Genomic DNA, 13,446 nt, shown 5'->3' with positions numbered 1-13,446 from the left:
CGGCTTATTTCTCGCTATCAACCAGTCCACGGACAAACCAGCGCTGCATCAGCAGCACAACCAGCATCGGCGGCAGCATAGTCAGCAGCATCGCCGCCATCACGTGCTCCCAGCGAGTCGGGCTATCACTGCTGGCGATCATGCTTTGAATACCCGCCACGGCGGTGCCGAGACGCGCGTCGCTCACAATCAGCAGCGGCCACAGATACTGGTTCCAGCCATAAATGAAAATAATCACGAACAGGGCCGCCAAATTGGTTTTGGATAACGGCAGCACCATGTCGAAGAAAAAGCGCATCGGTCCCGCGCCGTCGATACGCGCCGCTTCCATCAGCGCGTTCGGCAGCGTCATGAAACACTGCCGGAACAGAAAAGTCGCGGTGGCCGAGGCCATCAGCGGCAGCGTCAGCCCGGTGTAGCTGTTCATCATGCCGAGATGAGAAATGACTTCCACCGTCGGAAAAATACGCACCTCCACCGGCAGCATCAGCGTGGTGAAAATCATCCAGAAAAACACCTGCCGAAGGGGAAAGCGGAAATACACCATCGCGTAGGCGGACAACATCGACACGCCGATTTTCCCCAACGTAATGGCGAGCGCCATGATGAAACTATTGATCAACAGCCAGCCGAACGGCGCGCTGTTGTTGTTACCCACCCCGTGCAGCCAGATGGCGTTAAGGTTCTGCCATAAATGGCTACCGGGGATAAGCGTCATGGGCGCCCGCGAGGCCTGCGCCTGATCCAGCGTCGCCGTCACCACCGCGACATACAGCGGAAACAGCACCACCAGCAACGCCACCGCCAGCATGACATGGCTGAAAATATCCAGCCCGCGACGATTCTCATTCATTGATAGTTCACCTTACGCTCCACGAAGCGGAACTGGATGACCGTCAGCACGATCACCAACACCATCAGCACCACCGACTGCGCGGCCGAACTGGCAAGATCCAGCCCGGCGAAGCCTTCGCGATACACCTTATAAATCAACGTGGTGGTGGCCTGCACCGGTCCGCCTGCGGTCGCGGCGTCAATCACCGGGAAGGTGTCGAAAAACGCGTAGACCAGATTGACCACCAGCAGGAAGAAGCTCACCGGCGAGATCAACGGCAGCACCACATAAAAGAAACGCCGAACCGGCCCCGCGCCGTCAATCGCAGCCGCCTCAATCAGAGATCGTGGCACGGACTGCACCGCCGCCAGGAAAAACAGGAAGTTATAGCTAATCTGTTTCCAGACCGACGCCACCACCACCAACAGCATCGCCTGGCCACTGTTCTGAGCATGATTCCAGTCATAGCCGAGGTGATGCAGCCAGTAGGCGATGATGCCGAGACCCGGATTGAACAAGAACATCCACAGCACCGCTGCCACCGCCGGCGCGATGGCATAAGGCAGGATCAGCAGCGTCTGGTAAATTCGCCGACCGCGCGCCACATGGTTCACCAACGCCGCCAGAAACAGGGAAATCACCAGCCCGAAAAACGTGACTAGCCCGCTGAACCACAGCGTGGTGTAGAACGACTCAAGGTAGTAAGGATCGTGAAACAGCTGGATAAAGTTATTCAGCCCGGCAAACCGGCTCGACAGCCCGAACGGGTCGACATCCTGCACGGAGTACCACAGTGCTTGCCCGGCGGGCCAGAGGAAGAATATCGCCGTGATCGCCAACTGCGGAAAAACCAGCGCATAAGGCAGCCAGCTGCGGCCAAAAACGGGGCGGGAAGCATTCATCGGATAATCTCAATAGGGGCAGGCCGAGTCCCTTCGGCCTAAAAACACACTTACCGGGTGGATTGTTCGAAGCGACGCAGTTGCATGTTTCCCCGCTGTACCGCGGAATCTAGCGCCTGCTGCGGCGTTTTCATGCCGGTCCAGACGCTCTCCAGCTCTTCGTCCACGATGGTGCGAATTTGCAGCATATTACCCAGGCGCAGACCTTTGGTGAACGGCAACGGTGGTTTGTTGAGCATCTGACGGGTGGCGATATCCGCGCCGGGGTTTTGCGCATAGAAACCCTGCTGACGCGTCAGGTCGTAGGCGGCGGAGGTAATTGGCAGATAGCCGGTTTTCTGATGCCACTCTGCGGCGATTTCCGGCTTCGCCAGGAACTGCATAAACTTCGCCACGCCGTGATAGGTGGCGGAATCCTTACCGTTCATCACCCAGAGACTGGCTCCGCCGATAATAGCGTTTTGGGGAGCCTCCTTTGCATCGGCGTCAAAGGGCATCATGCCGACGCCGAAGTCAAATTTCGCGTACTGGCGAACCCCCGCTAGCGATCCGGAGGAGGCCGTGATCATGGCGCAGTCGCCGTTGTAGAATTTTTCCGTCGATTCGTCCTTGCGCCCGTAGTAGGTGAAATCCCCTTTCTTGTTCATAGCCTCCAGCAGGGCGATATGTTCGACCTGAGCGGGCTTGTTGAACTCAAGCACCGCGTCGGCACCGTCAAAGCCGTTGTTTTGACTGGCGAACGGCAGACCATGCCAGGCGCTGAAGTTCTCGAGCTGGATCCATCCCTGCCAGCCGCTGGAGTAGCCGCACTTCATGCCAGCGGCGCGCAGCTTGGCCGTGTACTCCGCCATCTGCTGCCAGGTTTTCGGCGGCTGCTCCGGGTCTAAGCCCGCTTTTTTAAAAGCATCCTTGTTGTAATAAAGCACCGGCGTGGAGCTATTGAACGGCTGAGACAACAGATGGCCACTTTTGGCATCGGTGTAATAGCCGGAGATCGTCGGCACGAACACGCTCTCATCGAACGGCACGCCCGACTGCTGGAACACCTCGTAAACCGGTTTGATGGCTTTGCTGGCCATCATGGTGGCGGTACCCACCTCATAGACCTGCAAGATCGCAGGCGCGTTGCCGCTACGGTAGGCGGCAATGCCCGCGGCCAGCGTCTGTTCGTAGTTGCCCTTGTAGACAGGCACGATCTTGACGTCATTCTGGCTGTGGTTAAAGCGGTCTGCCAATGCATTGACCGTTTTTCCCAACTCCCCTTCCATCGCATGCCAGAACGGGATGTCGGTCACCGCCTGCGCCTGAGAAGTGAGGGTCATCGCCATGACGGCGCTGGCGGCGACGATGCGGATTGCGTGTTTCAACATGCCTGTCTCCTGCAAAAAACCTGTTCAGCCCCTTAAAGGGGCCATAAATGTGGCAGGTAACATGACATGCGCAGATGACATATAAATAACTTTAAAATGACAAAAAAATGACAATCTGGTGGGGAGGCGTGCCCAGAAAAATGTGCGAAAACAGGCGGTCGCAACAGGGTGAGGTTGACTCATTCACCGCTAGCGCTGACCTGAGGAAATTTCTGCGAATATCAAGCGCGGCGCACGTTTGCCGGATAATTGCAGGGGCCTTGTTATCGCCGTTCATCGTTTTTTAAGCTTTCTGTCATCTCCCTAACATTGCCGTCCGACCGCAACCTTTCTGTTATCAACATGTTTTGAAAATTGATGGTACAGGCTCGCGATACGCAGCCGATAAAGACCCCCGAGGGTTCCTAAATGGTATGTCGCCATATGGCAGTAAAGGCGATTGCCAATGACATACCGCGATCAGCCCCGTTTTAAATTTATAGACACCCGGACTTCATCGTGAAAAATCAGGTGTCCGCCAACCCTAAGGGACATTATGAAATTGCTAAAAAACATGAAGCTCAGCACCATGCTGGGCAGTGGTTTTTCGATGGTCATTGCTATCGGCTTTCTGGTCGCCCTGTTCGGCCTGTTTCAGCTTAAGCAGATCAGCACCAACGTTCAGACGTTGTCCGAGCTCCGCATCACCCGCCTGCTGCAGTTCCAGGAGTTCAAAGACAACGTCAACATCGTTGCCCGCTCCGTGCGTGATATCGCACTGCTGAAAGATCGCGATCAAATGTTGACCAGACAGAAGCAGATCGAGGACATCATCACGGTCAATACGGCCACATTGAATGAAGTCAGCCGCTCCATTTCCTCACAGGAAATGTCGAATTTGGTCAGCCAACTGTCTCAGGTTCAGCCCGGCTATGTCGCCGCCGTCAGAAAAGCACTCACGTTAGGGCTGGCGAATCGGCAGGAAGAGGCCAGAGACACCATCCTCACGGATGTGCACGATGAGCAGGACAAGATCTTCAAGGCTGTCGACAACATTCTGAACTTCCAGAAAGAAACCACCATCAGCGACGCCGAACGGTCTGGACATCAGGCCAACCGCTCCGGTGCGGTGATGGTGGCTTTAGCCGTCCTCGTCGCCGTATTGGGCGGAATGACCGCCTGGCTGATTACCCGTCGTATCATCAATCAGTTGGGGGGTGAACCGGCCTATGCGGCTGAAATCGCCAACGCTATCGCCAAAGGCGACCTGGCTGTCCGCGTTAAACTGCGCGACAACGACGCGTCCAGCTTGCTGGCTGCGATGGAAGAAATGCGCAACAGCCTGAACAATATGGTCACCCAGGTACGTCAAAGCAGCGAGTCTATTGCTACCGGCTCCAGCCAGATCGCCATGGGCAACACCGATCTGAGCCAGCGTACGGAAGAGCAGGCCGCGAATCTCCAGGAGACGGCAGCGTCGATGGAGCAGATCAGCCAGACCGTCAAACAGAATGTGGACACCGTGCGCATGGCAACGGAAATGGCGAAATCCGCCAGCGATTCCGCGACCAAAGGCAACACCGTGGTCAGCGACGTCGTCAACACCATGAACGAGATCACCACCAGCTCCCACAAAATCAGCGACATCATCAGCGTCATCGATGGCATCGCGTTCCAGACCAATATCCTTGCGCTGAACGCCGCCGTGGAAGCCGCGCGAGCAGGAGAACAGGGACGTGGATTTGCGGTGGTTGCCGGTGAAGTTCGCTCTCTGGCGCAGCGTTCCGCGTCCGCGGCCAAAGAGATCAAAGACCTCATCACGGAAAGCGTGGAGAAAGTGGAAACCGGCTCTAAGCTGGTCGGCAACGCGGGCACCACGATGGATGACATCGTCGAACAGGCTCACCGCGTCGCGGATTTGATTAGCGAAATCGGCGTGACCACTCACGAACAACAGGATGGGATCACCCAGATTAATGATGCGGTAAACCAGCTTGATCAGGTGACACAGCAGAACGCCGCGTTGGTGGAAGAGTCAGCCAGCGCCGCAGACAGCCTCAGCTCACAGGCGTCCAATCTGGTGGAACTGATGCAGGTGTTTAATGTGGAAGGCGCGCATGCACTGCCCGGCGCTAAAGCGCCAGTCAAAAGACCCGCCATTGCGCCACAGCCTAAACCGGCGTTGAAGAACGCCCGCGGCAGCGAAGGCGACTGGGAACATTTCTGATATTCCCGAGGAACCGCCGCACTGAGGCGGCATTCCAGCAAGTTGCCGCCCGGAAGTCACGCGTCATGCCGTCCGTCCATTGACCGACAAGGCATGACGCGTTGATCCATCCGCCCACAGCCCCGCAATTAGCGGGGCTGTTTATATCTGCCGGAGGCGCATCCTGCGGTTACAACGCCCGACGCAGTCGCGCCACGGCTTCATGCATCTGCTCTTCCGTCGCCGTCGCGAAAGACAAACGCAGCGTTGAGCGGTCCGGCCGCTCGGCGAAGAAGAACTCGCCCGGCACAAACACTACGCCCTCTGCCAGCGTCTTCTTCAACCACTCGGTCGTGTCGAACGGCTCACGGAACCGCGCCCACAGGAACATGCCGCCTTCAGGCTGATTGAAGGTCAGCACATCGCCGAGTGTCTCTTCAACCAATGCGGAGAGGCGCTCGCCTTTTTGCCGGTAAGCGTGACGGAGGGTTTCAATCTGCTGAGGCAGGCGGCCCAACCCCAGATAGGTCTCGACTATCGCCTGAGACAGCGCGCTGGCGTGCAGATCCGCCGCTTGTTTGATGATGGCAACATTGTGCAGCAACCAGTCGGGCAGTACGGCCCAGCCCAGTCGCAGTCCCGGCGCCAGCACTTTGGAGAACGAGGAGAGATACACGACGTGATCGTCATGCCCGGCCGCTTTCGCCAACTGGTACAACGTAGGGTGACGCGTCTCTGTAAACCGCAGCTCGCCGTAAGGATCGTCTTCGATAATCAGAAAATCATGTTGCGCGGCCAGCGCTACCAGTTGCTTGCGCCGCGCGTCGCTCAACGATACGCCGCTGGGGTTGCCGAAGTTCGGCACCACGTATACCCCTTTGATACGCTGTGTCGCCAGCAGCGCTTCCAGCTCATCAACGACCATACCCTGATCGTCGGAAGAGACCGACCGGATCTGGGCTTCCGCCAGCTCAAGCGTCTGCAGCGCCGCCAGATAAGTCGGTCGCTCAACAACGAAGATATCCTGCGGATTGACCGTGGCGCGCATGACCAAATCCAGCGCCTGCTGCGATCCCGCCGTCACGACGATACTGTCTGCGACGGTCTGCACGCCGCGTAAGGCGCACAGTTCGGCAATGCGCGCGCGCAGCACCGGGCTACCTTCGGTCAGACCATACTGGAATGCCGCTTCCGGCTGCTCGACGATCGCCCGTTCCGTCGCCTGACGCAGACCGTCGAAGTCGAACAACTGTTCCGAGGGGATGCCGCCTGCCAACGAAATCACCCCGCCCATTTTACTTTGCTCCAGCAATTCGCGAATCGCGGAGCTTTTGAGCCGCTCCATCCGCTTCGCCACCAACTTACCCATTGCCATAACGATGCTCACTCATGAAAAAAGAGGGGATATTAGAAACAGGCCGGGAAGAACCCGGCCAAAGAAAAGTTTAGCCGCCCAGATAGGCGGAACGCACCGCTTCGTTCGCCAGCAGCGCAGCCCCGGTATCTTGCAGCACCACGCGGCCGTTTTCCAACACATAGCCGCGGTCGGCAAGACGCAACGCCTGATTGGCGTTTTGCTCGACCAGGAAAATGGTCATCCCTTCATCGCGCAGCTGCTGAATGGTGTCGAAAATCTGCTGAATGACGATAGGCGCCAGCCCGAGCGAGGGTTCGTCCAGCAATAGCAGACGCGGTTGGCTCATCAACGCGCGGCCAATCGCCAGCATCTGCTGTTCGCCGCCGGACATGGTGCCGGCGCGCTGTGAGCGACGTTCTCGCAGGCGCGGAAACAACGTATACACACGTTCGATACGCTTGTCATACTGCTCGCGTTCGGCAAAAAAACCGCCCATCGCCAGATTTTCTTCCACCGTCATGCGGGAAAAGACCCGACGGCCTTCAGGAACAATCGCGATAGCTTCGCGCATGATCCGCGCCGTTGGCCAGTCGGTGATATCCTTGCCGTCGAACACGATAGAGCCGGCAGAAGCCCGTGGATCGCCGCATAGCGTCCCCAGCAGCGTGGTTTTTCCGGCGCCGTTGGCGCCAATCAGGGTGACGATTTCGCCCTGATGAATATGCAGGTCGACCTGATGCAGCGCCTGGATTTTACCGTAGTGCGCCGATACCTGATTCAATGACAACATAACCTTATCCTTCACCCAGATAGGCACGGATCACATCCGGGTTATTACGAATCTCTGCCGGCGTGCCCTGTGCCAGCGGCGTCCCCTGATTCACCACGTAAATGCGGTTTGAAATGCCCATCACCAGCTTCATATCGTGTTCAATCAGCAGAACGGAGACCTGATGGCTATCGCGCAAATCGACAATCAGGTCATTTAGCTCATCGGTTTCTTTTGGGTTCAGACCAGCGGCCGGTTCGTCCAGCATCAACAGCTCCGGACGCGTCACCATACAGCGGGCGATTTCCAACCGGCGCTGCTGACCATACGCCAAATTGCCGGCCTGTCGGTTCGCCAGATCCCGCAACCCGACACGCTCCAGCCAGGTGACGGCGCGCGCCTGCGCATCCGCTTCCGCACGGCGGAAGCCGGGCGTTTTCAGCAACCCGGCAAAGACGCCGCTTTTCAGATGCTGATGCTGAGCGACCAGCAAGTTTTCAATCACCGTCATCTCACGGAACAGCCGCACATGCTGGAACGTTCGTACGACGCCCATCCGGGCGATCTGCTGTCCTGGCAGCGATTCGAGATGCTGATCGCGTAGCAGAATCGTGCCGCCGGTTGGGCGATAAAATCCGGTCAGGCAGTTAAATATGGTGGTCTTGCCCGCGCCGTTCGGACCAATCAACGAGACGATTTCACCGGCATGCAGATCCAGCTCGACATTGTTGACGGCCAACAGACCGCCGAAACGCATCATCAGGCCCCGTACCGATAATAGTGGCTGCGTACTCATGCCTGTCCTTCCTTATCCTCAACCTTCAGCTTCATCTGCGGCCTTTTCATCGGCAACAGTCCCTGTGGACGCCAGATCATCATCAGCACCATCAGAGCGCCCAGCAAGAGCATGCTGTACTCGTTGAGATCGCGCATCAATTCACGGGAAACCACCAGCAGCACCGCCGCCAGAATCACCGCGAACTGCGACCCCATGCCGCCCAGCACCACGATGGCCAGCACGAAAGCGGACTCGGCGAAGGTAAACGACTCAGGACTGATAAATCCCTGCCGGGCAGCAAACAGCGTGCCGGCAAAGCCCGCAAACGCGGCGCTGATGGTAAAGGCCGTCAGTTTGATTTTGGTCGGGCTGAGCCCCAGCGAACGACAGGCGATTTCATCTTCCCGCAGCGCTTCCCATGCCCGGCCCAGCGGCATACGCAGCAGGCGGTTGATGATGAACAGCGTCAGTACCACCAGCAGCAGCGCGACCAGGTACAGGAAGATGATACGGTCACCGGGATCGTAAGCGAGCCCGAAGAAATGATGGAACGTATCCCAGCCGCCCTCGCGCGGCGTGCGGCTGAACTCCAGTCCAAACAGCGTCGGCTTGGGAATTTGGCTGATGCCGTTCGGACCGCCGGTCCACGCGGTGTTGTTGAGGAGAAGGATACGAACAATCTCGCCGAACCCGAGCGTCACGATCGCTAAATAATCGCCGCGCAGCCTGAGCACCGGGAACCCCAGCATAAAGCCGGACAGCGCCGCCATCAGCCCTGCCAATGGCAGAGACTGCCAGAAGCCCAGCCCGTAATAGTTGCTCAGTAATGCATAGGTATAGGCGCCAATTGCATAGAAACCGCTGTAGCCCAGTACCAGCAGGCCGGACAAGCCCACCACCACGTTCAGGCCCAGACCCAGCATGATATAGATCAGCGTCAGCGTGGCGATGTCGACCGTGCCGCGGGACACGATGAATGGCCAGGCCACCGCGGCGACGATCAGCAGTACCGCCAGTCCTTTCTGCCGCGGCGTACTGCCGTCAAAACTCGGCAACACCAGACCGTTACCGGAAAACTTCTGCGCGCCCCGCGCCAGCAGAGGACGCAGCAGTTGGAACAAAAAGACCACGACGCAACCTGCGGCAATCCAGTACCAGCGCACTTTATCCGCGCCGTGAACCACCAGCTTCGTGCCGTCCAGGCTCAGTTGCATCCCCATCATGAATGAGGCCAGCACCAACAGGACAAACGCCGAGAAGAAAGCATTGAAGACGTTATGCTGTTTCATACCTTCTCTACCTCCGGGCGGCCCAAAATACCGGTGGGCATGACCAGCAACACGACAATCAACAGGGCGAACGACACCACGTCTTTGTATTCGGTACTCAGATAGGCGGACGTCAGCGCTTCCGCAATGCCCAGAATCAGGCCGCCGATCATCGCGCCGGGAATGCTGCCAATCCCCCCCAACACGGCGGCGGTAAACGCCTTCATGCCGGCCATAAAGCCGATATAAGGGTTGATGACGCCATAGAATTGCCCCAACAGTACACCGGCGACCGCGGCCATCGCCGCGCCGATCACAAACGTCAGCGAAATCACTCGATCCGTGCTGATGCCCAACAGGCTGGCCATTTTCAGATCTTCAGCACAGGCACGACAGGCGCGGCCCATTCGCGAATAGCGAATAAACAGCGTCAGCGCTAGCATGGTCAGGAAAGTAACCACCCAGATGGTCAGCTGCATCGTGCTGAGAGTAGCGGCGAAGCCATTGCTTTCACCCAGCGTCCACTGACCGTGGATCAGACTGGGCAGCGCCACGTCGCGCGACCCTTGAGTCAGGCTGACGTAGTTTTGCAGGAAAATCGACATCCCAATGGCGGAAATCAGCGCAATCAGGCGTTTGGAGCTACGCACCGGCTTGTAAGCCACGCGCTCGATGCTCCAGCCATAGGCGCTGGAAATCACGACCGCCGCGACAAAAGCGACGCTGATCAGCAGCCAGCCGGTGTCGATGCCCATCATCATCAGGGCGGCAATCACGATAAAGGAGACATAGCTACCGATCATATACACTTCGCCATGAGCGAAGTTAATCATGCCGATAATGCCGTAAACCATGGTGTAACCAATGGCGATCAGCGCATAGGTACTGCCCAACGTCAGACCGTTGAACATCTGCTGAAGGAAATAGAGGAATTGCTCGGACATACCTTAAGCCTTTGACGTTGCCCCGCCGTCGGCAGACGGAAGGACAACGGTATTCAGGGAGTAATACGGATCCAGTCAATCACTTCACGGAAGAGGAAGTACCGTCTGCGTGCCACTCAAATACACCAAACTCAAACCCTTTCAGGTCACCTTTTTCATTCCAGCTCAGCGGACCCATCACCGTTTCAACCGGCTTGGCCTTCAGATCGGCGGCCAGTTTGGCGGGCTCCACGCTGCCCGAACGCTGCATGGCGGTGGTCAGAGACTGCAACGCGGCATAGGTCGTCCACACGAACGGACCTGACGGGTCGAGGTTCTTCGCCTTCAGCGACGTCACGACGGCCTGGTTCGCCGGCACCTGATCGTAGCGTTTCGGCAGAGTCACCAACATGCCTTCAGAGGCCTCGCCCGCAATGTTGGACAGCGACGAGTTGCCCACGCCTTCCGGTCCCATGAACGTGGCTTTCAGGCCTGCCTGACGCGCCTGGCGCAGGATCTGCCCCATCTCAGGGTAGTATCCGCCGAAGTAAACAAAGTCGACGTTCTCTTTCTTCAGACGCGCCACCAGCGTAGAGAAATCTTTATCTCCAGCGGTCACGCCTTCAAACAGGACGACGTTGCCGTTGTCCTTTTTCAGGTTGTCCTGAACGGCGCGCGCCAGACCTTCACCATACTGCTGTTTGTCATGCACGACGGCGATACGCTGCGGCTTCACGGTTTCAAGAATGTATTTGGCGGCGGTTGGCCCCTGGTCGGAGTCCAGCCCGGTGGTACGCAGAATCAGTTCGTAGCCGCGGGTCGTCAGGTTGGCGTTAGTGGCGGCCGGCGTAATCATGATCACGCCTTCATCTTCGTAGATATCCGACGCGGGCTGGGTGGAGGAAGAGCATAAATGACCGATGACATAGCGGATGCCGTCATTAATCACTTTGTTGGCGACGGCGACCGCCTGTTTCGGGTCGCAGGCGTCGTCATATTCCACGCCGACCAGCTTATTACCATTGACGCCGCCCTTGGCGTTGATATCCGCAATAGCCTGACGGGCGCCGTTAAACTCCATATCGCCGTACTGCGCGACCGGGCCGGACATGGCCCCAACGACGGCCACTTTGATATCGGCGGCGTTAACAGCGTGACCCAGCGTCATCGCCATACATCCCATCAGCAACATTGTGCCTGTGCTTAATTTCATCCCGTTTACCCCATTCTAATTTTCATTTATTGCGTTCATTTTCGGCGCCAACCGTGACCACTCACGCTTTTTTTATAAGTAATAACAAGTTAGGCTTAATATTTGGCAATAGTTAGCAATAAGATTTTATTTTTCATGCCATTAAACAGGAGTTTTATGCTACATAGCAACTCACACACGCAGTAAGTCACGGTGTAAACAGCATAAAATTTTAGTCTTATCCCCCAGGGTTTGCTTCATTTCTAGTCAGTTATGCTAACCGACATATTGAAAGGTAATTAATAACTCGAAAAATGACCAAACTGAAAAACATTGCCCTGTAAACTGTACATAAAAAATTACACAACCTTTCTGGCGACGACTCCCTACAATCCTCTTCGCCATTAATCGGAGCACATTGCATGAAACTAACCGTGGAATGCCTTACTTCTTTTACCGACCAGGACAAGCTGGATTTAAGCCCGCTATGGCCGCATCAAAACTTCACGCAATTGGCGCAGAGCCTAAACCCTGACCACCAGCTGTTCGCCGCTCGATTCAACGATCGCTTACTGGGGGCCGTCATCGTGGAAATTAAACAGGACAGCGCCGAACTCTGCGATCTGCAGATAAGGGACGTCACGCGTAGGCGGGGAGTGGGTAAATATCTCGTCGAAGAAGTACTGCGGGCGCTGCCGCATGTCAGGGAGTGGTGGCTGGACGCGGCCGACCACGCCATGGTCAGCGAAAGTGTGATGGACGCCTTTATGCGTTCCTGCGGGTTCGATCCAGTATCCGGCGGTTGGAAATACAGCCGGTCATAAAGCAGGCCGCGCCGTTTCTCTCCGTAACTGTCGCCTGAAAACAACAACGGCCGGGACAAGCCCGGCCGTTGATTTCGGCATGATTCCGTTATTAACCGCGTTAGGCTTCTATCGCCGTCCGCAGCTTTTTCATGGCGTTCTTTTCCAACTGACGTACACGCTCGGCGGATACACCGTAGCGATCGGCCAGTTCCTGTAGGGTGGACTTGTTATCGTCGTCCAGCCAACGGGCGCGGATGATGTGCTGGCTACGCTCGTCCAGGCCTTCCATCGCGTGGGCCAGTTTGTCGGCCGCATGGCTTTCCCAGTTGTCTTCCTCAATGCCATCGGCAAAGTCAGACGTTTTGTCCTGCAAGTACAACATCGGGGCCATGCCATGGCCCGGCTGCGTATCATCTTCGGGCGTTGGGTCGAAGGTCATGTCCTGCGCCGCCATGCGGGATTCCATCTCAAGCACGTCTTTACTGGTGACGCCCAGTTCGCGCGCGACCAGCTCGACTTCGTCTTGATTAAACCAGCCCAGACGCTGCTTGGTTTTACGCAGGTTAAAGAACAGCTTACGCTGAGCCTTGGTCGTGGCCACTTTGACGATGCGCCAGTTGCGGAGCACGTATTCGTGGATTTCCGCCTTGATCCAGTGGACGGCAAAGGAGACCAGTCGAACGCCGACATCAGGGTTGAATCGACGTACAGCCTTCATGAGACCGATGTTGCCTTCCTGTATCAAATCCGCCTGCGGCAGACCATAGCCGGAGTAGTTGCGGGCGACATGAACAACAAAGCGCAGGTGAGACAGGATCAGCTGCTTGGCAGCGTCCAGATCTCCCTCGAAATGCAGCCGTTCAGCCAGCGCCCGCTCTTCCTCCGCCGTCAGCATCGGATAGGCATTGGCGGCACGAATATACCCTTCCAGACTGCCCTGGGGAACTAAGGTGAAAGTTTGCATATCTTTGGTCATTCAACCCTCTCATGGTTTGTTTATGTCGTCAGACATTGCATACAATGTCTCACTCACATCAACGTTCAAATCTAGTATCCGCTCA

Annotated in this window: 12 protein-coding genes; 2 read left to right on the top strand and 10 right to left on the bottom strand. The window is 56.9% G+C overall.

Annotation, left to right across the window (positions count from 1 at the left end; all coding sequences use genetic code 11):
• Window positions 1–4 precede the first annotated feature (4 nt).
• Genes ugpE through ugpB form a run of 3 tightly spaced genes read right to left on the bottom strand, consistent with a single transcriptional unit; the run spans window position 5 to window position 3,107 of the window.
• Window positions 5–853, bottom strand: a complete 849-nt coding sequence (gene ugpE, locus AU511_RS02515) for a sn-glycerol-3-phosphate ABC transporter permease UgpE (RefSeq protein ID WP_094108666.1) — start codon at window positions 851–853, stop codon at window positions 5–7.
• Window positions 850–1,737, bottom strand: coding sequence for a sn-glycerol-3-phosphate ABC transporter permease UgpA (gene ugpA / locus AU511_RS02510; protein ID WP_094100354.1), 888 nt, complete (start codon window positions 1,735–1,737; stop codon window positions 850–852). The genes ugpE and ugpA overlap by 4 nt, the downstream gene beginning before the upstream one ends.
• A 50-nt stretch (window positions 1,738–1,787) precedes the next feature.
• On the bottom strand, window positions 1,788–3,107 hold the full coding sequence (gene ugpB / locus AU511_RS02505) for a sn-glycerol-3-phosphate ABC transporter substrate-binding protein UgpB (RefSeq protein ID WP_094108665.1): 1,320 nt from the start codon (window positions 3,105–3,107) through the stop codon (window positions 1,788–1,790).
• A 535-nt stretch (window positions 3,108–3,642) separates the two neighbouring features.
• Here ugpB and AU511_RS02500 point away from each other — a divergent pair.
• Window positions 3,643–5,313 carry a methyl-accepting chemotaxis protein gene (locus AU511_RS02500; protein WP_094108664.1) on the top strand — a complete coding sequence of 557 codons (1,671 nt, stop codon included), beginning with the start codon at window positions 3,643–3,645 and terminating at the stop codon, window positions 5,311–5,313.
• A gap of 169 nt (window positions 5,314–5,482) precedes the next feature.
• Here the strand turns inward: AU511_RS02500 and AU511_RS02495 are convergent, their stop codons facing one another.
• From AU511_RS02495 to AU511_RS02470, 6 genes are all read right to left on the bottom strand, one after another.
• A complete protein-coding gene (locus AU511_RS02495) occupies window positions 5,483–6,667 on the bottom strand; it encodes an aminotransferase-like domain-containing protein (RefSeq protein WP_094108663.1) in 1,185 nt (394 codons plus the stop codon).
• Between the two features lie 70 nt (window positions 6,668–6,737).
• Window positions 6,738–7,439 carry a high-affinity branched-chain amino acid ABC transporter ATP-binding protein LivF gene (gene livF / locus AU511_RS02490; protein ID WP_094100350.1) on the bottom strand — a complete coding sequence of 234 codons (702 nt, stop codon included), beginning with the start codon at window positions 7,437–7,439 and terminating at the stop codon, window positions 6,738–6,740.
• 4 nt (window positions 7,440–7,443) lie between these two features.
• Complete coding sequence (gene livG, locus AU511_RS02485) at window positions 7,444–8,214, bottom strand: high-affinity branched-chain amino acid ABC transporter ATP-binding protein LivG (protein ID WP_094108662.1); 771 nt, start codon at window positions 8,212–8,214, stop codon at window positions 7,444–7,446.
• A complete protein-coding gene (locus AU511_RS02480) occupies window positions 8,211–9,485 on the bottom strand; it encodes a high-affinity branched-chain amino acid ABC transporter permease LivM (protein ID WP_094108661.1) in 1,275 nt (424 codons plus the stop codon). The genes livG and AU511_RS02480 overlap by 4 nt, the downstream gene beginning before the upstream one ends.
• Entirely contained in the window at window positions 9,482–10,408 is a 927-nt protein-coding gene (gene livH / locus AU511_RS02475; protein ID WP_026740856.1) for a high-affinity branched-chain amino acid ABC transporter permease LivH, read from the bottom strand. Before livH ends, AU511_RS02480 begins: the two co-directional genes overlap by 4 nt.
• A gap of 79 nt (window positions 10,409–10,487) precedes the next feature.
• Window positions 10,488–11,600, bottom strand: a complete 1,113-nt coding sequence (locus AU511_RS02470; RefSeq protein ID WP_094108660.1) for a branched-chain amino acid ABC transporter substrate-binding protein — start codon at window positions 11,598–11,600, stop codon at window positions 10,488–10,490.
• A gap of 401 nt (window positions 11,601–12,001) precedes the next feature.
• Between AU511_RS02470 and panM the strand changes: the two genes are divergently transcribed.
• On the top strand, window positions 12,002–12,403 hold the full coding sequence (panM, locus tag AU511_RS02465) for an aspartate 1-decarboxylase autocleavage activator PanM (RefSeq protein ID WP_094100346.1): 402 nt from the start codon (window positions 12,002–12,004) through the stop codon (window positions 12,401–12,403).
• Between the two features lie 100 nt (window positions 12,404–12,503).
• Here the strand turns inward: panM and rpoH are convergent, their stop codons facing one another.
• Entirely contained in the window at window positions 12,504–13,361 is an 858-nt protein-coding gene (gene rpoH / locus AU511_RS02460; protein ID WP_094100345.1) for an RNA polymerase sigma factor RpoH, read from the bottom strand.
• Window positions 13,362–13,446 lie beyond the last annotated feature (85 nt).

This window comes from Lonsdalea iberica (assembly GCF_002111585.1).
GTDB lineage: Bacteria > Pseudomonadota > Gammaproteobacteria > Enterobacterales > Enterobacteriaceae > Lonsdalea > Lonsdalea iberica.
Note: the sequence above shows the minus strand (reverse complement) of the source record. Positions and strands in the feature narration are given on the sequence as shown.